Source organism: Leptolyngbya sp. KIOST-1, assembly GCF_000763385.1.
Classification (GTDB): domain Bacteria; phylum Cyanobacteriota; class Cyanobacteriia; order Phormidesmidales; family Phormidesmidaceae; genus Nodosilinea.
The window spans coordinates 255,145-278,864 of record NZ_JQFA01000002.1 but is presented as its reverse complement, the minus strand read 5'-3'; the positions used below and the strand labels follow the sequence as shown (position 1 = coordinate 278,864).

Annotated in this window: 25 protein-coding genes and 2 pseudogenes; 12 read left to right on the top strand and 15 right to left on the bottom strand. The window is 59.6% G+C overall.

Annotation, left to right across the window (positions count from 1 at the left end; all coding sequences use genetic code 11):
- Positions 1-3 precede the first annotated feature (3 nt).
- From NF78_RS01325 to NF78_RS01315, 3 genes are read right to left on the bottom strand one after another with little or no spacing between them, the layout of a single operon-like run.
- Entirely contained in the window at positions 4-642 is a 639-nt protein-coding gene (locus tag NF78_RS01325; protein WP_035984458.1) for a hypothetical protein, read from the bottom strand.
- A 44-nt stretch (positions 643-686) separates the two neighbouring features.
- Entirely contained in the window at positions 687-1,292 is a 606-nt protein-coding gene (locus NF78_RS01320) for a cadmium resistance transporter (protein ID WP_035984457.1), read from the bottom strand.
- 12 nt (positions 1,293-1,304) lie between these two features.
- Positions 1,305-2,063: a cadmium resistance transporter gene (locus tag NF78_RS01315; RefSeq protein ID WP_052049544.1), complete on the bottom strand. Its 759-nt coding sequence runs from the start codon at positions 2,061-2,063 to the stop codon at positions 1,305-1,307.
- A gap of 165 nt (positions 2,064-2,228) precedes the next feature.
- Between NF78_RS01315 and NF78_RS01310 the strand changes: the two genes are divergently transcribed.
- Positions 2,229-3,149, top strand: coding sequence for a LysR family transcriptional regulator (locus tag NF78_RS01310; RefSeq protein ID WP_035984456.1), 921 nt, complete (start codon positions 2,229-2,231; stop codon positions 3,147-3,149).
- A 102-nt stretch (positions 3,150-3,251) separates the two neighbouring features.
- On the opposite strand, the gene NF78_RS01305 is transcribed toward NF78_RS01310, so the two are convergent.
- The 6 genes from NF78_RS01305 to NF78_RS01280 form a co-directional block, all read right to left on the bottom strand.
- Positions 3,252-4,112: a prohibitin family protein gene (locus NF78_RS01305; RefSeq protein WP_225885198.1), complete on the bottom strand. Its 861-nt coding sequence runs from the start codon at positions 4,110-4,112 to the stop codon at positions 3,252-3,254.
- Between the two features lie 191 nt (positions 4,113-4,303).
- A complete protein-coding gene (locus NF78_RS01300) occupies positions 4,304-4,741 on the bottom strand; it encodes a YidH family protein (RefSeq protein WP_081972457.1) in 438 nt (145 codons plus the stop codon).
- Positions 4,742-4,865: 124 nt separating this feature from the next.
- Positions 4,866-5,816, bottom strand: coding sequence for a sulfurtransferase (locus NF78_RS01295; protein ID WP_052049542.1), 951 nt, complete (start codon positions 5,814-5,816; stop codon positions 4,866-4,868).
- Between the two features lie 146 nt (positions 5,817-5,962).
- Positions 5,963-6,544, bottom strand: a complete 582-nt coding sequence (locus NF78_RS01290; protein ID WP_035984454.1) for a beta-class carbonic anhydrase — start codon at positions 6,542-6,544, stop codon at positions 5,963-5,965.
- A 244-nt stretch (positions 6,545-6,788) separates the two neighbouring features.
- Positions 6,789-8,078: an O-acetylhomoserine aminocarboxypropyltransferase/cysteine synthase family protein gene (locus NF78_RS01285; protein WP_035984453.1), complete on the bottom strand. Its 1,290-nt coding sequence runs from the start codon at positions 8,076-8,078 to the stop codon at positions 6,789-6,791.
- A 33-nt stretch (positions 8,079-8,111) separates the two neighbouring features.
- The gene (locus NF78_RS01280) at positions 8,112-9,332 is read right to left on the bottom strand and encodes an NAD-dependent epimerase/dehydratase family protein (protein WP_263970524.1); all 1,221 of its coding nucleotides are present in this window, start codon (positions 9,330-9,332) and stop codon (positions 8,112-8,114) included.
- Positions 9,333-9,529: 197 nt separating this feature from the next.
- Here NF78_RS01280 and NF78_RS01275 point away from each other — a divergent pair, with 197 nt between their 5' ends.
- The 5 genes and pseudogenes from NF78_RS01275 to NF78_RS01260 form a co-directional block, all read left to right on the top strand.
- Entirely contained in the window at positions 9,530-10,105 is a 576-nt protein-coding gene (locus NF78_RS01275; RefSeq protein ID WP_225885197.1) for an MgtC/SapB family protein, read from the top strand.
- Between the two features lie 56 nt (positions 10,106-10,161).
- Entirely contained in the window at positions 10,162-10,452 is a 291-nt protein-coding gene (locus NF78_RS01270) for a hypothetical protein (RefSeq protein WP_035984452.1), read from the top strand.
- Positions 10,453-10,489: 37 nt separating this feature from the next.
- The gene (locus tag NF78_RS30675; protein ID WP_156119594.1) at positions 10,490-10,717 is read left to right on the top strand and encodes a hypothetical protein; all 228 of its coding nucleotides are present in this window, start codon (positions 10,490-10,492) and stop codon (positions 10,715-10,717) included.
- A 203-nt stretch (positions 10,718-10,920) separates the two neighbouring features.
- The gene (cysK, locus tag NF78_RS01265; protein WP_035984449.1) at positions 10,921-11,916 is read left to right on the top strand and encodes a cysteine synthase A; all 996 of its coding nucleotides are present in this window, start codon (positions 10,921-10,923) and stop codon (positions 11,914-11,916) included.
- Positions 11,917-12,218: 302 nt separating this feature from the next.
- Positions 12,219-13,040, top strand: a pseudogene (locus NF78_RS01260) (O-acetylhomoserine aminocarboxypropyltransferase/cysteine synthase family protein); the annotation flags it as partial.
- On the opposite strand, the gene NF78_RS33325 reads toward NF78_RS01260, so the two are convergent.
- The 3 genes from NF78_RS33325 to NF78_RS30225 form a co-directional block, all read right to left on the bottom strand.
- Positions 12,944-13,501, bottom strand: a complete 558-nt coding sequence (locus NF78_RS33325; RefSeq protein WP_072015939.1) for a DUF202 domain-containing protein — start codon at positions 13,499-13,501, stop codon at positions 12,944-12,946. The pseudogene NF78_RS01260 and the gene NF78_RS33325 sit on opposite strands and share 97 nt — an antisense overlap.
- Before the next feature lie 124 nt (positions 13,502-13,625).
- Positions 13,626-13,934, bottom strand: coding sequence for a sulfurtransferase (locus NF78_RS01255; protein WP_035984448.1), 309 nt, complete (start codon positions 13,932-13,934; stop codon positions 13,626-13,628).
- 224 nt (positions 13,935-14,158) lie between these two features.
- A complete protein-coding gene (locus NF78_RS30225; RefSeq protein ID WP_318655478.1) occupies positions 14,159-14,365 on the bottom strand; it encodes a PLP-dependent transferase in 207 nt (68 codons plus the stop codon).
- Positions 14,366-14,404: 39 nt separating this feature from the next.
- On the opposite strand from NF78_RS30225, the gene NF78_RS01250 reads away from it, so the two are divergent.
- The 5 genes from NF78_RS01250 to NF78_RS01230 all read left to right on the top strand — a co-directional run bounded on the left by NF78_RS01250 (position 14,405) and on the right by NF78_RS01230 (position 18,696).
- Positions 14,405-15,307, top strand: coding sequence for a homoserine O-acetyltransferase family protein (locus NF78_RS01250; protein WP_081972455.1), 903 nt, complete (start codon positions 14,405-14,407; stop codon positions 15,305-15,307).
- A 31-nt stretch (positions 15,308-15,338) separates the two neighbouring features.
- The gene (locus NF78_RS01245) at positions 15,339-15,620 is read left to right on the top strand and encodes a hypothetical protein (protein WP_035984446.1); all 282 of its coding nucleotides are present in this window, start codon (positions 15,339-15,341) and stop codon (positions 15,618-15,620) included.
- Between the two features lie 226 nt (positions 15,621-15,846).
- Positions 15,847-16,926 carry a sulfate ABC transporter substrate-binding protein gene (locus tag NF78_RS01240; RefSeq protein WP_035984443.1) on the top strand — a complete coding sequence of 360 codons (1,080 nt, stop codon included), beginning with the start codon at positions 15,847-15,849 and terminating at the stop codon, positions 16,924-16,926.
- Positions 16,926-17,792: a sulfate ABC transporter permease subunit CysT gene (gene cysT, locus NF78_RS01235; RefSeq protein ID WP_035984442.1), complete on the top strand. Its 867-nt coding sequence runs from the start codon at positions 16,926-16,928 to the stop codon at positions 17,790-17,792. Before NF78_RS01240 ends, cysT begins: the two co-directional genes overlap by 1 nt.
- Positions 17,782-18,696, top strand: a complete 915-nt coding sequence (locus NF78_RS01230) for a sulfate ABC transporter permease (RefSeq protein ID WP_081972454.1) — start codon at positions 17,782-17,784, stop codon at positions 18,694-18,696. Before cysT ends, NF78_RS01230 begins: the two co-directional genes overlap by 11 nt.
- A 108-nt stretch (positions 18,697-18,804) precedes the next feature.
- Here the strand turns inward: NF78_RS01230 and NF78_RS01225 are convergent, their stop codons facing one another.
- Positions 18,805-19,356, bottom strand: a complete 552-nt coding sequence (locus tag NF78_RS01225) for a Crp/Fnr family transcriptional regulator (protein ID WP_035988318.1) — start codon at positions 19,354-19,356, stop codon at positions 18,805-18,807.
- An 899-nt stretch (positions 19,357-20,255) separates the two neighbouring features.
- Positions 20,256-20,384: pseudogene (locus NF78_RS33320) on the bottom strand (peptide chain release factor-like protein); the annotation flags it as partial.
- 120 nt (positions 20,385-20,504) lie between these two features.
- Between NF78_RS33320 and NF78_RS32740 the strand changes: the two are divergent.
- Positions 20,505-21,569, top strand: a complete 1,065-nt coding sequence (locus NF78_RS32740; RefSeq protein ID WP_081972453.1) for a TPM domain-containing protein — start codon at positions 20,505-20,507, stop codon at positions 21,567-21,569.
- Positions 21,570-22,426: 857 nt separating this feature from the next.
- Here the strand turns inward: NF78_RS32740 and NF78_RS01210 are convergent.
- Positions 22,427-23,578: a site-specific integrase gene (locus tag NF78_RS01210; protein ID WP_035984440.1), complete on the bottom strand. Its 1,152-nt coding sequence runs from the start codon at positions 23,576-23,578 to the stop codon at positions 22,427-22,429.
- Positions 23,579-23,720: the final 142 nt, after the last annotated feature.

Below are 23,720 nucleotides of genomic sequence, written 5' to 3'. Positions count from 1 at the left end.
TCTCTAATCAACCGGGGCATTCGCCACCTGGGCGGCGACATCGCCCAGGCTGAGCTGGGGTAGGGGCGTAGTAGTATCGGCGGCTTTCAGCACCTTGTAGATGGGGGCATCGAACTCGATCGCGCCCGTGGTCGAATTTTCACTGATCGTGAGGCGGGTGCCATCGACTAGTGAGGCAATTGCGCCCTCCCCGCCCAGGTCAAGCCCGGCAACGGTGGCATCGGCGGGCAGAAATACGCCCGTGCAGGCCCAGTCGTCGTCGGTGGTTTGGCCAGCGCCCAGGTAGGCGATCTCGGGGGTGGCGTTTTTGCGATCGGGGTCGTAGCCGTAGACGCCGACGGTGGCGGCGGTGGTGTTGCTACAGATGCCGTAGTCTTCGCTGGTCTCTTGGATGTACTTTTGGAAGCGCAGGTCAGAGATTTTTTGGGCCAGGGAGGCGGCGCTGTAGCCAGCGGCCTCCAGGTCGGCGTTGGGGTCGGCCTGGAGCTGGGTCAGTTCGCCCAGCGATTGGGTGATCTCGGCGTACTGGGGGCTCTTTTCGGCGATCGGGTCGGCGTTGGCGGGGCGGGCAACGCCGACCAGCACCAGCAGTACGCCCGCAAACAGCAGAAAGCTCAAGGCATTTTTGAGGGTACGAAGCATAGAAACAGTCTCCTTGATGAATAAACTGGACAAATCTAGGGCGGTCAGGGCCGCAGCAGTCGGTAGGTTTCGCTATCGATCAGAATGTAGAGGCCCAGGGCAATGAGCACCGGAGGCACCAGGCGGTGGCCGATGCGGGCGATGCGGTCGCGCACCAGCGGATGGCTGACCACCGCCAGGGCCAACCCATACCAGAGGGGAATTAGCAGGGCAAACACCAGCAGGGTCAGACCCAGCTCGGCCCAAGTTTGGCCCGCAAACAGCGACACATAGATGCCGATGTTGTCGCCGCCGTTGGCTAGGGTGAGACCTGCGATCGCCGCTATCTGAGCGTTGATCAGCCCGGGGGCCGCTACCCCCTGCACCTCGGCCTCGGCTTCTCGCTTGAGCCACTGCCGCAGCCCAATGGCGATGGGTACCAGACCCAGCAGACCAATGTAGGCTTTAGGCAGTACCAATCCGCCAAAGAAACCGGGCAGACTGAGCGCCACCAGGGCGGCGAAGCCCAGGTAGCGACCCCAAAAAATCTGGCGGTAGGAGAATCGGCTGGGCACCTGAGAAAAGAACATCATTAATAGAACAAAGTCGTCTAGATTGGTGGCTACAAATGCGGCTGTGGCTTTGACTAGAGTTTGCAATGGCCAGGACATAGGGCAGAGAAACTACCCATCTATTCTTTGAGGTGCAGGCACCGGCTGATCTAGCGCCACCGACTGCGACAGTCGGGCGGCACTGCGCAGCAGATGAATGACACAGATGCCGATGATGGTGAGCGCCAGGGCGGTCAGGCCCCGATACTCCAGGGTGTGACTATCGACCAAAATCAGCCCGCCCAGGGCCATCAGCACAAACGGCACCACCTGCGACCCGTAGCGGGTCAGCAGCACCGAAATGGCTCCGACCTTGGTGAGCTGATAGGCCACCAGGCACCACACCCCTACCAGCCCAAAGAACACCGCCAGAATAATTCCCAGCCCCAGCCCGTCGCAGTTGGCAAACATCGGCATGTAGACACCGACGTTATCGCCCCCGTTGGCCATCGTAATGGCCGCTACGCTGGTGGTCTGGGGAGATAGCCAGCTCGTCCCGCCGCTGGTGGGTGCTAGCAGCACCTCACTGCTGTCTTCGCCACTCGCTTCATCGAGATCGACCGAGAGCAGCTGGCTCAGGCCAATCACAATGGGCACTACACCCAGCAGGCCAATCCAGGGCCGGGGAAACAGCAGGCTGCCGAAGAACCCCGGCAGGCTGAGGGCCACCAGACCCGCAAAGCCGACGTACTGCCCCGTCACGATGTGGCGCTTGCGCAGGGCCACCCCCACCTGGGAGAAAAACAGCATCAAAATGACGATGTCGTCCAGGTTGGTGGCGGCAAAGGCTGTGGCGCTGCGTAGCAGGGTCAGGCAAAGGTCAGAGATCATCGTTGCACCTCAGGTCAGAGCTTAGTGGACGTAGCCAGCTGACTCTCACCTTAAAGGGCACCCAATAAACAGAGCAAACACTCTTTTTTGTGTATTCGATAAATAGAATTTATGCAATAATTGATCAAGCTTTTTGTGCATTTCAGGTATCACAAAATCACCGCTATGAAGATTGAGCAACTGCGCGTTTTTATGGCGGTAGCCGAGCACTTACACTTTACCCGCGCAGCGGATTCTCTCTACATCACTCAGCCTGCGGTTAGTGCCTCTATCCAAACCCTTGAGGAGGAATATGGCGTCAAGTTATTTCACCGTATCGGTCGTCACATTGAGCTGACCGACGCGGGAGAAATGCTGCAAATTGAAGCCCAAAAAATTCTCGATCAGGTGGAGCTAACCGCCCAGGGATTGCGCGAACTAAACGATTTGCAGCGGGGAGAGTTAAAGATCGGCAGTAGCCTCACAGTGGGCAACTACTGGCTCCCCCACAAAATCAGCCACTATAAGCAGCAGTACCCCGGTATTTCCATCAAATGCACCATCGCCAATGCCGAAGAAATCATCAGCGGCACCGTCACCGGAATGTTCGATCTGGGATTGGTCACGGGCGAGGTCAAACCCTCCCTCAGCCAAAACCTAGCGGTATCGGTGATTGGGCAGGACGTGGTGGCCATCGTCGTGGGGCAAAGCCACCCCTGGTTTGAGCGCGACCGGGTTGCCCTCCCCGAACTCACCGACACCTGCTGGATCACCCGCGAACCCGGATCGGGCTCTCGCTATATGTTTGAGCGATCGCTCCAGAACTGGGGCATTGACCCCAGCACCCTGGAGATCAGCCTCATTCTCACCACCAGCGAAATGATCAAAGCGGTGGTGGAAGGCGGTATCGGTGCGGCGGCACTGCCGCGATCGATCGTGCGATCGGAGCTAAAACTCGGCACCCTGAAAGCGATCGCCGTCGTCGATGACATCGACAATCCTCAGCACACCTACGAAATGACCCAGCCCGTGATTTTACTGCGCCACCAAAAGCGATTTCACACCCGAGTTTCTAAGGCCTTTGAGGAGATTTTGGTAGGGGGGTGAGAAGGTGCGAACGTGGGAGCGTTGAACGTGTGAACGTTTTGGGGGGGTGTTGTAAATAGATTAGTTATAGGAATCTGAATATTTTCAATTGTCAAACACTTCCTACTCCCTATCCGGCACTAAATCCTCTAGCTCGATCACTGTACTCGTCCCCTCTCCGGTGATCAAAGGTAATCGTCCGTCCCATTTTTGCAGGGCTTCATACTTGAGAATGCTGGGCGTTAAGGTTTCCTGCAAAATTTGGTGGGCTTCGGCGGTGCCTCGGGCTAAATTGATCTCAATTTCGGCCTGGCGCAGGGCTTTTTTGGCCACAAACTCGGCCTGTTTTGCCTCCTGCACAGCAATTTGTTTGGCTTCCACCGCGTCGCGAAACTGCTTGGAAAAATGAATGGTGGTCAGCGACACGTCATCAATGGCCAGGTTGTAGGGGGCGAGGCGCGATCGCAGCCCCGCATCCACCTCCGCCTTCACCTGATCTCGCTGGGTGATCACCTCCTCGGCGGTGTAGTGGGCGATCACCGCCTTGATCACCTCTTCAATCGCCGGGTTAAGAATCGCCAGGACAATGTCCTCCTCATCCCCGATCTGCTGAAAAACAGCGTTGGCCTTTTCGGGCAAAATGTGCCAGTTGAGCGCCACATCGCTAAACACATCCTGCAAATCCTTCGACGCCGCTTCGGTGGCAATTTCCTGCTTTTGCACCCGAGTCGTCAGCAGCTCCACCGAATCCACCAGGGGAATCACAAAGTGCAGCCCCTCATCGAGAATTTGCTCCTGCACCTGCCCAAACCGCAGCCACACCCCCCGCTCCCCCGCTGGCACCACCACCCAAAAGCTGGCGGCCAGAGCCAAACCCACCAGGCCCAGCAAAATCCAGGCCGCCAGCGTGGCCCCACTGCCGAGGGCTGAGGTCGGTGCAGAGGGGGCGCGATCGCGGGTGTCTTTAGATCCAATCTCGACCAAGAGGAAGCTCCCGAAAAACATTGATTAAGGTGTCAGCATTTTTTGGCTAAGTGGCTCGGGTGGTGGGTTACGGCCTATTTGGTTGGCTGCCACGCTGATGTTGAACTTGAGCCTAACCCACCCTACAGGTTTACGTGTTGGTTAAGTTTGGGCATTGGCTCTCACCCCTCACCCATCCACCTATCCACTCCCTAAATCACCCCAAACCCCTTCACCGTCGCGGGTGCCGAAAACAGCACGTACAGCACCCCGGCCCCCAGCAGCGTCACGATCAGGCTAAACAAAATCACCCAGCGGCGGTTGGGTTCGTAGGTGTCGGTCTCAATCGCATCGAGCACCGAGAAATAGTGCCAGGTGGAGAGCATCACCGTGATCAGGCCGATGCAGCAGAGGGCCAGACCCACCAACCAGCCCTGCCCGGTGCCTGGCACATCCGGCGAAACCAGGTAGCGCAGGCGGGCGATCAGCACCCCAAAGCCAATCAGCGCCACCCCTGTGCGCATCCAGGCCAGGTAGGTGCGCTCGTTGGCCAGGTGATCGCGGGTGCGAGACCCAGACTTTTTGCGGGGGGCAGCATCGGCAGGACTGCTATTCAGGGCGGTATCGGTAGCGGTCGATGGCTGGGTCATTCAGGGTGAGGTGAGGGGTAGGGGGTGAGGGGTAGGGGGTAGGGGCAAACCCATGTGTCTATCCATGTAAAGAAAAAAACGGTCTGCAACCTCAGGGAGTTGCAGACCGGCTGCGATGGAGCACCTAAACGTTGGGATCGCGGCCCGTGGCGACGGGCAGGTCGGGCTGGGCGGAGTACTCAGTCCAGGAGCCCTCGTAGAGCCGCACGTTAGAGTAGCCCAGCACGTGCTTCAGCACCACGTATTGCAGCGAGGCTTCGCGCCCAGTGCTGCAGGTGACGATGATCTCGTCGTTGCGGCCAACCTGGCGGCGGGCCAGCAGGGCACGGATCTCATCCAGGGCCTTGAGCTGGTGGAAGTTGTCTTCACCAATGGTGAAGGTGGGCCAGGGAATGTTCTTCGCACCAGGGATGTGGCCGTTGCGAATGAACACGTCCTCTTCTCCAGCGAACAGGGCGGGCGGGCGGGGGTCGATGAAGGTGACGCGGGCGCTGCGGTCACGCACAATCGATCGCACCTGATCGAGCGAGACGCGGATACCGCTGTTGTCTTGCAGGCTGAAGTTGCCGCGATCGTACTGGGGAAACTCCTTGGTGGTGGGCAGTCCGGCATCTTTGTAAGCTTTAAAGCCGCCATCGAGCACCGAAACCCGGCCCGGGTGGCTGCTCCGCTCCAGCAGGTAGGCCACCTGGGTGCTGCCCAAAATGTTGTTGCCGTCGGAGTAGATCACCACATGGCTGTTGCGGTTGACTCCGGCTTCCTGGAACAGCGACTCAATCTTTTGCTGCTCCCAAAACTGCACCGGCAGCCGCCCGTTAGGACCCCGAAAGGTGTTTTCGGCGATGTTTACCGCACCGGGAATGTGGCTGTTGATGTAGTCCAGCGGGTTGGCCCGCACATCTAGAATGCGCAGGTTGCCATCGCGGGAGTGCTGCGCCACCCACTGGGGGGTGACGAAATCGATGGTGGTCGCCGCCCGGCTGGGCTGCACTAGGCCGGGTAGGGCTACAACGGCGATCGCCGCTACTAAAAAGGCCACGAGCTGAATCTTCCAGCTCCGCAGTTGCTTAAGCATTGTCACGAGACTCCTTGTTTGTGTCTATGGAACTGTTTTCAACGAGAGGTGGATGGGTAGGGAGTGGGGAGTGAGGGGTGGGGAGTGGGGAGTGGGGAGAAAACGTAAGCCTCGACCCTGTCGCCTTACACCCCCTACCCCTACCCCTACCCCCCACTCCCCACCGCCGTCGCCTCCGGCACCTCCACCAGCTGGCCGCTCTTCACGTCGTAGATATAGCCGTAAATGGGGATATCCCCTGGCACCAGCGGGTGGTTGCGGATGCGGGCCACATCTTCGGCCACGCTTTTGGCCTGGTCGGCGATGGTCAGCCAGCTAATGAAGTCGCCTTCATCAGAGCCTGGCCCCTGGCCCACGTCATGCCAGCCGTCGGCGTCGACTTTGGCGGTTTCCAGGCTGCTGGCCAACAGCCCGCGAATCACGGCATCGGTAAAGGTTTCCATGCCGCAGTCGCTGTGGTGAATGACGAACCACTCGCGGGTGCCCAGCAATTTGTAGGAAATCACCAGGGAGCGAATGGCGTCATCGCTGGCCCGCCCCCCGGCATTGCGGATGACGTGGGCATCGCCCTCGCTCAGCCCGGCAAACTTAGCCGGGTCGAGGCGGGCATCCATACAGGTCAGCACCGCAAAGCGCCGACCAGGGGGCATGGGCAAGCTGCCTTTGTCGCCAAAGTCGGCGGCGTAGGCAGCGTTGGCGGTGAGGACGGCTTCGAGGGTTTGGGACATGGTGTTGGGGGTAGGGAGTGAGGGGTGGGGGGTGGGGGGTGAGGGGTGGATGGGTGAGGGGTGGGGAGTGAGGGGTGGATGGGTGAGGGGTAGGGGGTGAGGGGTAGGGGGTTAGTTAAGTTGTTGGTTGCAGGGATTTGAGTTTCACTTGAACAATTCCTCACTCCCCACTCCCCACTCCCCACTCCCCACTCCCCACTCCCCACTCCCCACTCCCCACCCCCCACTCCCCACTCCCCACCCATCACAGCGCCGCAAACGACTGAGCAAAGTCCTCCTTAATATCGTCAATGTGCTCAATGCCTACCGACACCCGCACCAGGTCGGGGGAGACGCCAGCGGAGCGCTGTTCGCTTTCGCTGAGCTGCTGGTGGGTGGTGCTGGCGGGGTGAATGACCAAAGTTTTGGCGTCGCCGACGTTGGCCAGGTGGCTGGCGAGTTTCACGTGGTCGATGAACTTGCGCCCCGCCTCCAGGCCGCCCTGGATGCCGAAGTTGAGCACGCCGCCGAAGCCGTTGTGCAGGTACTTGGTGGCGCGATCGTGGTAGGGATGCTCGGGCAGGCCCAGGTAGTTGACCCAGGCCACCTGGGGTTGCTCCTTCAACCAGTGGGCCAGGGCCAGGGCATTGCTGGCGTGGCGCTCCACCCGCAGGGACAAAGTTTCCAGCCCTTGCAGCAGCAAAAACGCGTTGAAGGGGCTGAGGGCGGGACCAAAGTCGCGCAGCCCCTCCACCCGCGCCCGAATGATGAAGGCGATGTTGCCAAAGGGGCCGTCGGGGCCAAAGGTATCGGAGAAATTCAGGCCGTGGTAGCCGGGGGCGGGTTCGGTGAATAGCGGAAACTTGCCGTTGCGCCAGTCGAACTTGCCCGAATCTACGATCACGCCGCCGATGGAGGTGCCGTGGCCGCCGATCCACTTCGTTGCGCTCTGCACCACAATGTCGGCTCCGTGGTCGATGGGGCGCACCAGGTAGCCCGCCGCTCCAAAGGTGTTGTCTACTACCAGGGGGATGCCGTTTTCGTGGGCCACATGGGCCAGGGCGGCGAAGTCAGGCACGTTGAACTGGGGGTTGCCGATGCTCTCGACGTAGAGGGCTTTGGTGTTCTTATCGATCGCCTGGCGGAAGGTTTCGGCATCGTCGCCCTCCACCAGTTTCACCCCAATGCCCAGGCGGGGTAGCGACACCTTGAACTGGTTGTAGGTGCCGCCGTAGAGGTAGCTGGTGGCCACAATGTTGTCCCCCGCCTGGGCCAGAGTGCTGAGGGCGAGAAACTGGGCCGCCTGACCGCTGGCGGTAGCCAGGGCCGCCGCGCCCCCCTCCAGAGCCGCGATGCGCTTTTCAAACACATCGGTGGTGGGGTTCATGATCCGGGTGTAGATGTTGCCAAACTCTTGCAGGGCAAACAGCCGCGCCCCGTGGTCGGCGTCGTCAAAAGTGTAGGAGGTGGTCTGGTAAATGGGCACAGCGCGGGCGTGTGCCGGGGCGGGTTCCTGGCCAGCGTGGATCTGTAGCGTTTCGTAGCGGTGGGTCATGGGGGTGGGGGTAGGGGGTAAGGGGGTGACCCCCTACCCCCTACTCCCCACCCCCACCCCCTTCACCCACTTCGACGTGCAGGGAATCTTGGTGCGATCGCACCTCCCCGCGTACTTCTCTGCAATCTCCGTCACCTCCAGCAGCAGCCCTTTGCTGAGGGTGGTGGGTTCCAGGCCCAGGTCGAGGAAGCAGCGGTTTTCAACAAAGAGATCGTTTTCGGCGGCCTCTTTGCGGGGGTTGTCGAGGTGGGCGATTTCGGCTCCGGTGAGGTCGCTGACCAGCTTGGCCAAGTCGCGCACGCGGTGGGTCTCGGTCATCTGGTTAAAGATTTTCACCGGTTCGCCCGCCTGGGGTGGGTTTTCCAGGGCCAGCTGAATGCAGCGGACGGTGTCTTGGATGTGGATAAAGGCGCGGGTCTGGCCGCCGGTGCCGTGGACGGTGAGGGGGTAGCCGATCGCCGCCTGCATCAGAAAGCGATTCAGCACCGTGCCGTAGTCGCCGTCGTAGTCAAAGCGGTTGATCAGCCGCTCGTCCAGGCTGGTTTCGCGGGTGTTGGTGCCCCACACCACGCCCTGGTGCAGGTCGGTGACGCGCACGCCGTCGTTCTTGTTGTAGTAGAAGAAGAACAGCTGATCCTGGGTCTTGGTCATGTGGTAGATGCTGCCCGGATTGGCCGGGTAGAGGATGCGCTGGGCCACCCGCTCGCCGGTTTCCGTAGGAATTTCCACATCCAGATAGCCCTCCGGGATCTTCATGCCAGCGGTGCCGTAGCCGTAGACCCCCATGGTGCCGAGGTGGGCCACATGAATATCCAGCCCCGACTCGACGATGGCGCAGAGCAGGTTGTGGGTGGCGTTGAGGTTGTTGTCAACGGTGTAGCGCTTGTGGCGGGGCGATTTCATGGAGTAGGGAGCGGCCCGCTGCTCGGCAAAGTGCACCACCGCATCGGGGCGGTACTGCTGAATCAGGCTCAGAAGCTGGTCGTAATCCTGGGCGATATCGATGCGGTAGAAGGGAATCTCGCGCCCCAAATGCTCTTTCCAGGCGGCCAGCCGCACCCCCAGAGGCGCAATCGGGGTGAGGGAACTCACCTCCAGCTCGTTATCGATGTTGCGGCGAGAGAGGTTGTCGAGAATCACCACCTCATGGCCCAGGGCCGACAGGTGCAGGGCCGTGGGCCAGCCACAGAAGCCGTCACCGCCCAAAATCAGCACTCGCAGTGGTCCATAGGCCGCCTGGCCATTAGTCACCATCTACACCACCTCGACGGACAACAGAAACAAGGGTTCACTCAGAGTAAAACTTTAGTGCATCCGCATCCTACACAAAACAAAAATTGTTTGCAATCCAATTGAAAAATTTTTGACCCTGTGCAATAGTGGTCGAATCTTGATTTAATCCCCGGTAAGCCTATCGGCTTTTCGGTATATGCACAGCGAGAACCATTCCTTTGGCAATTCATGCGGGCTACATCGAAGCCAACGACTGGCTTAATCTGATCTTTCGGGTCGCTTTGTCTGTTGCTCTTGGCGGGCTGATTGGCTTTGAGCGCCAGTGGACGGGCAACAACCGCTCTGCTGGTGTGCGCACCCATATGGTGATCAGCCTGGGGGCGACGCTGTTTATCCTGCTGCCGCTCCAGATTCCCCAGGACTACTCTTCGGTCAATGCCCTGAGCCGCACGATTCAGGGCATCGCCACGGGGGTGGGCTTCATTGGGGCGGGGCTGATTTTGCAGCAGTCCAACCGGGGCAAGGTGAAAGGGTTGACCTCCGCCGCCACTATCTGGGCCACCGCCGCCCTGGGCACCGCCGTTGGCTTTGGCCTGTGGCAGTTGGCCGTGGTCGGAACGGTGGCCATGCTGATCGTCCTCAGCGGCGTTAAGCAGGCCAAGCGGCCCATTGCGGTGCGATTGGGGCGATCGCCCTCCCGGCCAGCCAAGGGCTCTGATACTGAATCACTGCCAGAGTGCTCAGAGGTGCGATCGCGCCCAAGTCGCTTCTCGTTCTATTCAAGGCGGGACTAGCTCCCTCTCCTCCCTTGATTTGAAATTTTCCTGTTGTTTCCACTGGTTTAGCCACCATGACAACTCCCCAGACCCAGCTCCGGCTCAGAATCTACGGCTCCCCTCAGGTGTCTGTGAAATCGCTGCTCGAAGACCTGGCCGAAAGCTGTCGGGTAGTCGTGCGGGCCATTGCTCAAAACGGCCAGCCCACCACCTTCTCCGTCAGCAGCCTGGCCCAGTCCACCGCCCTGGAGATCGAACTCTCTGGCCCGCTGAATGCCGTACAGTGCTGGCTCCAGCAGCTGCAAAAATACCCCATCACCATTCAGGGTAAAGGCCACGCCAACGGCGATAGCTGGCACTACTAAATAAGTTTTCCGTTGTTCTCTCTACTCTCTCTCCCCCATGACTTCTTTCTCTATTGATGCCCCTGAAACCACTCGCGCCTACTCTGCCAACCCCTCGATTATTCGCCCGCTTACCCGTCCGCTCCGCAACCGCTGGAGCTACGGTCGCGGCTACACCGTCGTTGCGCTTTTAGCGCCGGTTCTCCTGACTAGCCTTGTCCTGATTTACTTGCATAACACGACTAAGACCCGCCTGAGCCTGTGGCGGTTGCGGCTGTGGCAGTGAGGTATCTCCGGGAAGCACTGAAAAGCTGAGCGTGAACTGGTATGGGGCAGCAGGGGCAGCTTGAAGCTCAAACTTTGTTGATGTTTAGTTGACATTATTTGAAATGTTTTTGCATGCTAAATGCAATTCAAGCTTGTTGCATTGTCTGGTCTACAGCTCCAGTCTTCGTCTCTTTCCCCACGTCTCATACAAGGAGATCTGTTATGCCCATTGCAGATGACATCACCCAACTCATCGGCCATACCCCCATTGTGCGGCTCAATCGCGTACCCCAGTCGGAGGGAGCGGTGGCTGAAATCGCTTTTAAACTCGAAAGTTTCAACCCCGCCTCGTCGGTCAAAGACCGCATCGGGGCCAGCATGATCCAGGCGGCAGAAGAGGCGGGCCTGATCGACCCAGAGACCACCATTCTGGTTGAACCGACGTCGGGTAACACCGGCATCGCCCTCGCCCTGGTGGCGGCGGCCAAGGGCTACCGCCTCATCCTCACCATGCCCGACACCATGAGCCTGGAGCGGCGGGCCATGCTGCAAGCCTACGGTGCCCAGCTCGAACTCACCCCCGGCAGCCAGGGCATGGGCGGAGCGATTCGGCGGGCGGCAGAAATCGCGGAGTTTTTGCCCAATGCCTTTATGCCCCAGCAGTTTCGCAACCCGGCCAATCCCAAGGTTCACCGCGAAACCACCGCCGAGGAACTGTGGGCCGATACCGAGGGGGCGATCGATATTTTGATCGCCGGAGTTGGCACGGGCGGCACCATTACCGGCGTGGCCGAGGTGCTGAAGCAGCGCAAGCCGGGGTTTAGGGCGATCGCCGTCGAACCCGTTGAAAGCCACGTGCTCTCGGGCGGTGCTCCCGGCCCCCACAAAATCCAGGGCATCGGCGCAGGCTTTGTACCCGAAGTGCTGAAGGTCGATCTAATCGACGAAGTGATCCAGATCGACAGCGACACCGCCGTCCACTACAGCCGCCGCCTGGCCCGCGAAGAAGGCATTCTCTCCGGCATTTCCGCCGGGGCCGCCCTGGCTGCCGCCATCCGGGTTGGTCAGCGCCCCGAGAACGCAGGCAAGCTGATCGTCGCCGTGCAGCCCAGCAACGGCGAACGCTACCTCAGCACGGTGCTGTTCCACGACCTACCGCCCAACCAGGTCGCGGATCTGTCTGCTTTAAATAAAGAACTCGCTGGCGCAGCAAGCTAGGCCCGAACATCCCCTCTTGGGAGGGGTGCCCGCAGGGCGGGGTGGGCCAGTCTCGGCAACGAGCCTATGGCTTACCGCAAGTAAGTCGATTAGTTGCCTGGGTTGAACCCACCCCTACCCCTCCTAGGAGGGGACAGCAGGCAAGGTTCCTCCAAAATCCAAAATTCCCACGGCAAACACCCTGGGCAGACACATCGGTCTGCCCCTACCCATCCACCCCCTTACCCCCTACCCCCACCCCCTACCCATTCACCCCTTACCCCCTACCCATTCACCCCCTTACCCCCTACCCCCCACCCCCCATGACCCACCGCTACGAAACGCTACAGATCCACGCTGGCCAGGAACCCGCCCCCGGCACCAACGCCCGCGCTGTGCCCATTTACCAGACCACCTCCTACACTTTTGACGACGCCGACCACGGGGCGCGGCTGTTTGCCCTGCAAGAGTTTGGCAACATCTACACCCGGATCATGAACCCCACCACCGATGTGTTTGAAAAGCGCATCGCGGCTCTGGAGGGGGGCGCGGCGGCCCTGGCTACCGCCAGCGGTCAGGCGGCCCAGTTTCTCGCCCTCAGCACTCTGGCCCAGGCGGGGGACAACATTGTGGCCACCAGCTACCTCTACGGCGGCACCTACAACCAGTTCAAGGTGTCGCTACCCCGCCTGGGCATTGGGGTGAAACTGGTGGAGGGCGACGATGCCGAAACCTTCCGCCAGGCGATCGATAAGAACACCAAAGCCCTCTACGTCGAGAGCATCGGCAACCCCCAGTTCAACGTGCCTGACTTCGCCGCCCTGGCCCATGTGGCCCACGAAAACGGCATCCCCCTGGTAGTAGACAACACCTTTGGAGCGGCGGGCTACCTGGTGCGCCCCATCGACCACGGAGCCGACATTGTGGTGCAGAGCGCAACGAAGTGGATCGGCGGCCACGGCACCTCCATCGGCGGCGTGATCGTAGATTCGGGCAAGTTCGACTGGCGCAACGGCAAGTTTCCGCTATTCACCGAACCCGCCCCCGGCTACCACGGCCTGAATTTCTCCGATACCTTTGGCCCCGACGGCCCCTTTGGCAACATCGCCTTCATCATTCGGGCGCGGGTGGAGGGGCTGCGCGACTTTGGTCCCGCCCTCAGCCCCTTCAACGCGTTTTTGCTGCTGCAAGGGCTGGAAACTTTGTAAAACAGCACGTACAGCACCCCGGCCCCCAGCAGCGTCACGATCAGGCTAAACAAAATCACCCAGCGGCGGTTGGGTTCGTAGGTGTCGGTCTCAATCGCATCGAGCACCGAGAAATAGTGCCAGGTGGAGAGCATCACCGTGATCAGGCCGATGCAGCAGAGGGCCAGACCCACCAACCAGCCCTGCCCGGTGCCTGGCACATCCGGCGAAACCAGGTAGCGCAGGCGGGCGATCAGCACCCCAAAGCCAATCAGCGCCACCCCTGTGCGCATCCAGGCCAGGTAGGTGCGCTCGTTGGCCAGGTGATCGCGGGTGCGAGACCCAGACTTTTTGCGGGGGGCAGCATCGGCAGGACTGCTATTCAGGGCGGTATCGGTAGCGGTCGATGGCTGGGTCATTCAGGGTGAGGTGAGGGGTAGGGGGTGAGGGGTAGGGGGTAGGGGCAAACCCATGTGTCTATCCATGTAAAGAAAAAAACGGTCTGCAACCTCAGGGAGTTGCAGACCGGCTGCGATGGAGCACCTAAACGTTGGGATCGCGGCCCGTGGCGACGGGCAGGTCGGGCTGGGCGGAGTACTCAGTCCAGGAGCCCTCGTAGAGCCGCACGTTAGAGTAGCCCAGCACGTGCTTCAGCACCACGTATTGCAGCGAGGCTTCGCGCCCAGTGCTGCAGGTGACGATGATCTCGTCGTTGCGGCCAACCTGGCGGCGGGCCAGCAGGGCACGGATCTCATCCAGGGCCTTGAGCTGGTGGAAGTTGTCTTCACCAATGGTGAAGGTGGGCCAGGGAATGTTCTTCGCACCAGGGATGTGGCCGTTGCGAATGAACACGTCCTCTTTCCGCAGGTGTTTGCACCACCTACGAACAGCTGACCCCGCAAATCTAGCACGCAGATTGCGAGGCTACGGTCAATGGTACCCTAGCCCGCCTCGCTGCAATACGTGGTGCTGAAGCACGTGCTGGGCTACTCTAACGTGCGGCTCTACGAGGGCTCCTGGACTGAGTACTCCGCCCAGCCCGACCTGCCCGTCGCCACGGGCCGCGATCCCAACGTTTAGGTGCTCCATCGCAGCCGGTCTGCAACTCCCTGAGGTTGCAGACCGTTTTTTTCTTTACATGGATGCACCAGGTCGGGGGAGACGCCAGCGGAGCGCTGTTCGCTTTCGCTGAGCTGCTGGTGGGTGGTGCTGGCGGGGTGAATGACCAAAGTTTTGGCGTCGCCGACGTTGGCCAGGTGGCTGGCGAGTTTCACGTGGTCGATGAACTTGCGCCCCGACCCCTACCCTCAACCCCTACCCCCATGACCTACCTCCACCTCGTCTCCCCCCACACTCAGCTCTACCACCTCCCCGCGCCGCTGGAACTGGAGTTGGGCGGTAGCCTTCCCCAGGTGCAGGTGGCCTATCGCACCTGGGGGCAGTTGAGCGATCGCGCCGACAATGCCGTTCTGGTCTGCCACGCCCTCACTGGCCATGCCGATGTGGATGACTGGTGGCAGCCGCTGCTGGGGCCAGGTAAAACCCTCGACCCCACCCAGGATTTTGTGGTGTGCAGCAATATCCTCGGCAGTTGCTATGGCACCACTGGCCCCACCAGCCTGAATCCTGAAACGGGTCGGCCCTACGGCCCCACCTTTCCCGCCATCACCGTGCGCGACATGGTGCATGTCCAGGCCAAGCTGCTGGAAGGGCTGGGCGTCAAGTCTCTTCGCCTGGTGATCGGCGGCTCCCTCGGCGGCATGCAGGTATTGGAGTGGGGGGTGCAATACCCAGACCGGGTGGAAAGCCTTGCCGTCATCGCCGCCCCCGGTCGCCATTCCCCCTGGTGCATTGGCCTCAGCGAAGCCCAGCGCCAGGCCATCTACACCGACCCCCGCTGGCAGGGCGGCCACTACACCCCAGATGATCCCCCCGTTCAGGGCCTCGCCGTCGCCCGCATGATCGCCATGAGCACCTACCGCTCCTGGGCCAGCTTCCACCACCGCTTTGGCCGCCAACCCCCATCGCCCAGTACGGGCGCACAGCAGTGCGCCCCAACCCACCCTTCCGCCCCACCCCCCCTTCCGCCCCAACCCAACCCCCCGCCCCACCCCCCCTTCCGCCCCAACCCCCCCTTCCGCCCCAACCCACCCCTCACTCCCCACCCCCTACGCCATCACCCACTACCTCCACCGCCACGGCCAAAAGCTGGTCGATCGCTTTGACGCCAACACCTACATCACCCTCACCCACGCCATGGATCGCCACGAGGTCGGGGGCGGCCAACCAGGCCCAGACCCCCACCAGCGCTACCAATCGGCCCTGCAACGCATCCCCCACCCCACCCTGGTAGTGGCGATCGACTCCGATATTCTGTATCCCCCCGCCGAGCAGCAAGAGTTGGCCGAACTGATCCCCCAGGCCCAGCTCAACTGGCTCTATTCACTCCACGGCCACGATGGTTTTTTGATCGATATGGAGAATTTGAACGAACAGGTCATGGCCTTTCGTCGGCAGTGGGCGTTAGTTAAGCGGTAATACTTTAACGTTCAGAATGAAGTCAAAGTTAAGTGAAAATTATTTCAGGCAAGTTTCTATTTCACGTATACTACCCCTACGCTGCGCTTCGTCAGTGTTTTGTCTCCACTTTCCAGGGTTCAGGACTTAGCTGTCTCCCCCAGGAGGGAATAGCTCATCCGCGGTCAAGGGGAGCATGCTGCTCCCGAACCCAGATTATTACTGCCCATAAGCAACGAGAAAACCCATGACAAACCCATTTCTCTCCCAGAAACGACGCGCTTTTTTAGGCTGGGCTGGCCTTGGCTTGGCGACTACTCTGCTGGCGAGCTGCGCAACCACCGGCCCCGATCAGGCGGCTCAAACCACTGAAGAAGCTGTCGCTAGCGACCTGCCGCCCGTAGAAATCACCCTGTCGTCCTATGCCGTAGCTAAGCCGGTTTTCGATCAGCTGATCCCTGAGTTTCAGGACTACTGGAAGGAGCGGACGGGCCAGACGGTGACGTTTAAGGAGTCCTACGGGCCGTCGGGGCAGCAGTCGCGGGCCATTATCGAGGGGTTTGAGGCCGATGTGTTGGCCCAAAACCTGGAAACCAACGTCACCAGTCTGGTGGATGCGGGCCTGGTGTCGGAGGATTGGGCTACCCGCCTGCCCAACAACGCCTCCCCCGCCACCACCGTGATGGCCCTGGTGGTGCGCCCCGATAATCCCAAGAACATTCAGGACTGGAGCGACCTGGCCCGTGACGGGGTCGGAATTGTGGCCATCAACCCCAAAACCTCAGGCAACGCCCGCTGGGGAGTGCTGGGGGGCTTTGGGTCTACCCTAAAGGCCAATGGCGAGGGCGCAGCTGAAGCCTACCTGGATGGGTTGGTGCGCAACATTCGGGTGCTGGAAAGCGGCGGTCGGGAGGCCACCGATGCCTTCGTCAACCAGGGCATTGGCGATGTGATGGTGAACTTTGAGAACGAAATTCTCTACACCAACCAGGCCCAGGGAGAAGACACCCCCTACGTAATTCCCCGCAGCAATGTGCAGGTCGATTTTCCGGTCACGGTGATCGACTCCGTAGTAGATGCCCGAGGCACCCGCGAAGTGGCCGAAGCGTTCACAGAATTTCTGTTTACCCCCCTGGCCCAGGAGATCTACGCCAAGGCGGGCTATCGGCCCATCGACCAGGCCGCCTTTGACGCCCACGCCGATCAGTACCAACCCGTCGATACCTTCTACACGCCCGCCGACTTTGGCGGCTGGAAGGAGGTCAACAGTCTGCTGTTTGCCGACGGGGCACTGTTTGAGCAGGCCCAGGCCAAGGTGCAGCGGTAGTGGGAAAATCTACCGGTTGGGGGCGGCGCACCGGGTCACGGGTGTCTGTGGGGCTGGCGATCGCCTATGCCAGCGCCCTGATCCTGCTGCCCCTCGCCGCCCTGCTGTTTCGGGTCACCACCCTGGCCCCCGCCGACTTCTGGCGCATGGTCACCACCCCCGCCGCCCTGGCCGCCTACCGGCTCACCTTTTGGAGTGCTGGGCTGGCGGCCAGCATCAACACCGTGGCGGGGCTAGTGCTGGCCTGGATTTTGGTGCGCTACGAGTTTCCGGGGCGGCAGGTGGCCAACGCCATTGTCGATCTGCCCTTTGCCATGCCCAATGCGGTGGCCGGGGTCACCCTGGCATTTCTGTACGCCCCCGGTGGCCCCATTGGGCGGTTCTTTGACCCCGGCACCCCCCTGGCCCAGGTCTTCGGCTGGATGGGCATTGCCCCGGTGCAGCTGGCCTACTCCCAGTTTGGGGTGATTTTGGCCATGGTGTTTGTCTCGCTGCCCTTTGTGGTGCGGGCCATTCAGCCCGTGCTGATGGCCCTAGGGCCAGAGGTAGAAGAGGCCGCCGTCACCCTGGGGGCGACCCCGCGCCAGACTTTCTGGCGGGTGATTTTGCCGCTGCTGCTGCCAGCCCTGCTGACCGGGTTTGTACTGGCCTTTTCGCGATCGGTGGGGGAATACGGCGCAGTGGTGCTGCTGTCGGGCAATATTCCATTTGCCACCCTGACCGCCCCGGTCTACATCTATCAGCGGCTGGAGGAGTACGACTACGGCGGCGCGGCGGCAGTGTCGTTTTTGATGATGCTGCTTTCCCTGGCGGTGCTGCTACTGATCAACATGCTGCAAGCCTGGAGCCAGCGTTATGACGATTGAGCGCGAGATTAAAGACCTCGAACAGACCAGCGGCGGCCATCCCCCGCCCTTGCCTTCTGGCTCAGTGGGGCAACTGTCTCCGCCGTCCAGCCGCCGCCCAGCGTCTCCCTACGGCAAGTGGTTTTTGATTGCCCTGGGGCTGAGTTTTCTGGTGTTGCTGGTGGTGTTTCCGTTGCTCAACATCGTTCTGCAAGCCTTTGCTGCGGGGTGGGGTGCCTTTGTGGGGGGGATCACCACCTCTGAGGCTCGCCACGCCATTTGGATGACGGGACTGATTACCCTCTGGGTGGTGCCGCTCAACACGGTGTTTGGGGTGCTGACCGCCTGGCTGCTGGCCCGCCACCGGTTTCCGGGTCGCCTGCTGGTTTTGGGGCTGATCGACCTGCCCATCGCCATTTCGCCTGTGGTGGTTGGCATGGTGGTGATGCTCACCTATAGCCCCACCATTGGCATTCTGGGGCCGTTTTTTCGCAGTCAGGGCATCCGCATTGTCTTTGCCTGGCCCAGCATGGTACTGGTGACGCTGTGTATTACGTTTCCCTTTGTGGTGCGTGAGGTGCTGCCCGCCCTGCAAGAACTGGGCCACGACGCCGAAGAAGCGGCCTACACCCTGGGAGCAAATTCCTGGCAGGCGTTCTGGCGGGTGACGCTGCCCAGCATCCGATGGGCGGTGATGTATGGCGTGATTTTGTGTACCGCCCGGGCGATCGGCGAATTCGGCGCGGTTTCGGTGGTGTCTGGCAAGGTGATTCGCCAGACCAATACCCTTACCCTGCACGTCCAGCGGGTCTACGGTGAATACGACACCGTTGCCGCCTTTGGCGCATCGCTGCTGCTGTCGCTAATTGCGGTGGTAACGCTGGTGGTGCAGTTGGGATTGAAGGAGAAGGGGGGTGAGGGGTAGAGGGGTAAAGGGTGGGGGGTAGGGGGTTGGAGGTAAGTTTGCTCGTTGATTACAGGGGTTAACGCTTTACTCAGGCACTCCCCACTCCCTACCCCCCACTCCTCACTCCTAAATCTCGTAATGCCAGTGGTCACTCGTCTCCGCCAAGATCAGCTGGCGCGATCGCCGGTAGATCAGCCCCTGTTCCTCAAACTGGCGCAGTAAGCGGGTCACTGTCACCCGACTAAGGCCACTAAAGTCGGCCATATCTTGGTGGGTGATTTTGAGGTCGATCAGGCAGCCGCGATCGATTTGGAGGCCAAAGCGATTGGCCAACCATTGCAACAGACCCAGCAGAGCAGCTTCGGCCCGGCGGTGAGTGCGCACCACCATCAACGCCTCGGTGTGCTTCAAGTAGCTGGTGATCACGTCTACGGGCGGCTGCCAGTCGCTGAGGGCGATGGAGACAGCCTCCACGGGGGTCAGCGCCTCAACCAAGTAGGGGTCGGCATTGGAGAGAGACTGGCCGACGATGTCGCCAGTGCTCCACAGGCCTAGGGCGATCGCCGTGCCGTCTTCTTGGTAGGTGATCGTGCGCACAGTGCCCGCCTTGAGCAACCAGAGGCGATCGCGGCGGGCGGGCAGATAGCTGCGCCGCCCTAGGGAAGTAACGTCAGTCATGGACCACTGCTGCAACTGCTCCAGAGAAAGCCCCTGCAATGGCCTGGCCGAGACGACTGGTGGCACAGCCCCAGCACTATCCAACTGGTTCAACATGACTATTCTCCTAATCTTGGAATTTCAACCAAGCCCTTACCCCAACTGGCAACAGTGGGGATCTGCGATTCAGCCCCTGGAGTGTTGCAAAATCAATTCCCTAAAGATTAACACATTTGCAAAACATTTTCATTTCAAGGTGATATCAATTGCATTTAAATTGGATTAGATTCTAGATTGATGTCAATCCATGGATCCTATAGTGGTTCCTGAGCGGATGAAGTACAGAAGGAGCCTTGCTGGATAAGCATTGCAGGCTTCTATAGGTACCTCACACCAGCAAGAACCGCTATAGGTAGCTCTATGTCAGCTATGTCCTGTTTTTCGGTCAAGTCGTGTCCCTTTTTCCATCCTCATCTCTTCAGCAATGACTTAATTCTAGTTCCCCCCGAGTTTGTGTCGAGTAAAATAGAGGGAAAGCGCTCAGGAGGCCAACCCGATGGCCAAGCAACGACGGAAGCGTGGAACCGCAGGCGATAAAACGATTTGTCTCCCCATTGCAGACGACCTCGACTACGCCACTTTGGTGGAAGATCGGGAGGCCTTTCGTCAGTATCTCGACGAGCAGATTGCGGCTCACCCTGAACTGTTCCCCGAAGGCATTGAGGCCGGTTATCGCTTTCACGGATGGGTCGAGTCCTCCCGCCAGCAGATTAAGACCCGACGGATTTTGCTGCCGAGGACGAAGGAGGCCTATCAACTGCGTCCGGATTTTGTGATGCCGTACATGAGCGAAACCGCAGAAATGGCGGATAAAGCCCTCTACCTGAGGAAGCATGGTCTGGCGTTTGAGGGCATTGCCGAATGTCAAAGCGCAGGTGAATGGCGGTGGCCACCTTGTTCACGTTTTGGCCCCCCGCCCCCTGGGAGCGAACGGCGCTCAGCTCGATTTCGCTGAGGGGAATAGCGGTGCGGGGCGTGATTTGCAGCATGGGAGACAGCGGGCATCTATCTCCACCATAGCCCCATCCCCAGCGGAAAGGAACCGAGCCGGGAGGCAGACTGCGCTGGCTGGGGAATGCTTGAACCAGTCGTTCGCTGAGTATCCTGGTATGTGGATCAAGTCTGTCACTGACCGATCGCTTTGGAGAGTGGGGCCAGGGCGATCGCGCTATTGGCTACTGGGGCTAGTGAGCGCGATCGCCCTGTTGCTGCTTGCGCTCGCGGGTCCAGCCCAGGCGGCTTATCCTGCTTTTTTAGATGCCTATGTCAACGACTATGGCCAGGTGCTCAGCGACGGCGAAAAGAGCTTGGCCAGGGCTCAGCTAGACCAGTTTCGCCGTCGCACTGGAGTCCACGCGGTGCTGCTGACGGTAAACTCGATCTACGACTACGGCACGGGCGATGCCGCCCTCGAACCCTTTGCCACCAACCTGTTCAATACCTGGGGGATTGGCGATGCCGGACGCAACGACGGCATTTTGCTGCTGGTGGCCCCCGGCGATCGCCAGGTCCGCATCGAGCTGGGCATGGGCTACGATCGCAGCTACGACCGGGTCGCCCAGGCCATCGTAGACGACGCCATGCTGCCCCAGTTCAGGCAGGGCAATATTGGCCAGGGCACGCTGATCGGCGTCAACCAAATTGTCCAGAAGTTTGACCCCAGCAGTCCGCCAGCGGTCAACCCGGTGCTGGCCTACCTGCCTCCCGAACTAACCGAATGGGTGTCGCCCCAGGTTGCAATTGGCGGCGGCCTGGCGGCGGGCGGAGTCGGCCTATTTGCGGGAGGGTTGGCCCTCAAGCGGCTACAGCGATACCGCCCGCGCCACTGCGGCCTGCTGCAGGGCGTTCAGGCGGCGGTCCTCCTGCTTTTCGGAGGCTTGGCCCTCGCTGTCGGCAGGATCGGCCTCGTCTTTGGCAACAAGGGGCTGCCGTTTACCGGAGGCTTCTACCTGCTGGGCCAGGTCCCAGTAGGCGGTGCCCAGGTTGTTGGCAGTGGCGGCACAGCCGGCGGGGGCGGCGGGGGCGGTGCGGTACTGGAGTGCTGCCCGGTAGGCGGCGATCGCCCGTTCGAGCAAAACCATGGGCGCTATCACAATAACTGGGTGCGCAATCTGCTGATTGCCTCATCGTTGAATGGCAGAAGGCCGTTGCCCAAGAAAGCTGACACAAAATAAGTTGGAACTAGACTTAATTGACTTAATAGAGGATGGTGTTTTGGAAAAAGTTGGAGATGGCGTGTGCGTTCGCGATGCGCTAGGCCGTACAACTCGGTCTCGGAGTAATTGTCAGAATACTGGTAAGCAAATGGCAGACAAGAAGGTGTCGGTCCCGGTGACGGTTATTCTCTTTATCGTTGTAAGTGTTGTGGATTAGCTACAAGTAGATTGTGCCTTGGGCGAGGTGCGCTCGGGCTCAAAGATAGAGCGCACTCTGGGCTGTTTTTGGAAGAGCCGGCGGAGGATGACGTAGAAGGACGTCTGGGCATGGTAGACGTCCTACTCACTGCACTGATAACCGTCTCGACTGAAGCACACCTCAGGAGATGGTAGCCTGGCATAGCGGAAACAATGCTGGCATTTTAGAGACCCCACCAAAACCTCTCCAAGCAGGGCTGATTTACTGCTGAAGCTGCCGGGAGACACTATAGTTGTCGCTGCTAGAGGTTGCTATCATCTAGGCCACTGATCACCAGAATGAGCCAGGAAATATGCGATCGATAGCTCGACTTGAGGACGAACCGTCTACCGCTTCAAAGATGTCTAACAATACCCAAACATGCCTAAAAGCTAGGGTTCTGGTAAATTATTGAGATAAAGACTGATTTCTAAATTTGCTCAGGTGTTAAAACTGTTTATTGATAAAGCCTTCAAAAATATGACCGCCCGATTCTTAAGCAGTTCCTCTACCTATATCCAGGGATAATGGGGCTTATCTGGCGTTGGTTTGGGTGTAACGGCCTGGTTTACTTACACCCAAACCAACAGCTCAGTCGGTTAGCCAGGTCTTAACTGCTCATCACAAGGTACTCTCGTCAAATCTTGGGTACCTGGAACCGTGCCAGGGTACCCGCATAGTGCTTCATGATGATTTCTGGAGAGTTGCCGACCCATTTGGCGACTTGCGACACACTGATTCCTTCCTCCAGGCAATGGGTGATGAATGTATGTCTTGCCTGGTAAGGCTTTCGGTAGCGAATACTGAGTTCCTCCAGGACGGCTGACCACCCACGATTGCGAAAATTATGAAAATTCATAAACTGTCCCTCGGATGACGGAAAGACTAAGTCGCTTCGCTTCACTTGGGACGGTCGGTGAGCGGTCAAGAGCTGCCGAAGCTGTGTATTGATAGGAAACTTCCGCTTCAGTTGCGTTTTGAGCCCATCCTTCAGCACTCGCCCCCGTACAGAATCCACCACGGCCTGGTCAAAAATAATGTCATCAGGGGTGATGTGCTTCCATTGGAGACCCGCTGCTTCTGAAGGGCGACACCCGGTGCAGAACAAGAACCGCACCAGGGGCGTGTAGTAAGCGTAGTACTGATTGTTTTCAAAGCCACTGATAATGGCTTGACGTTCTTCACGGGTAAATGGGTCGATATCTGTCCTGTCATCCGACGTTTTAAGAATCTTGATGTCTCCGGAAAGCCCTTCAAAGGGATTTTGATCGATCAGGTCATTGCGCTTGGCCCAGCGACAGCAGGATGACAGCGCCTGAATAAACCGTTTTGCGGGATCAGGATTGAGGTGGGTCATAGCCCAGTCAAAAATCTTCTGAGCATCCTTGAGCTGCTTGTGGGGACATCGCCTTAGGTGAGAGGTGTTGACGCAGTACCCATTTCGCCAAGTACCGGGAGCAACCACGGGCTCCTTGACCTCACAGAATTTCTCCCACAGCTCAGGAAGAGATGGGGCTGTCGGCTGAGCCTTCACCGGTTCAGCGGGCGCAGTCTTATACTTTGCCAGGGTGGTATCAAAGTTGCCGGAGAGGATGTCTAGCTGAATTTGGCTGGCCCTCTGCTGGGCTACCATTCGGCCTGTGGGAGTATCGGGGAGCCCCACTGAAAGATAATGACGCTCACCGCCATAACGAAATCGCAGTTGCAAACGGTCATGGGACGCAATGACCTTCACAGTTCCTTTGGAAGCCTTGCCAGAAGGCGTTTTTGGCGTTTCGGGCGAATGCATAACAGTACACCTGCTCTTAAACCCAATTTACACCCAAAGCTGCCTAAGTCAAGGATATGTTTACACCCAAAACTCGAACAGATCAGGTCACCCTTAGGAGGCTAATTCACCCTGAAACCCTTATAAATCAAGCATTCTAGCA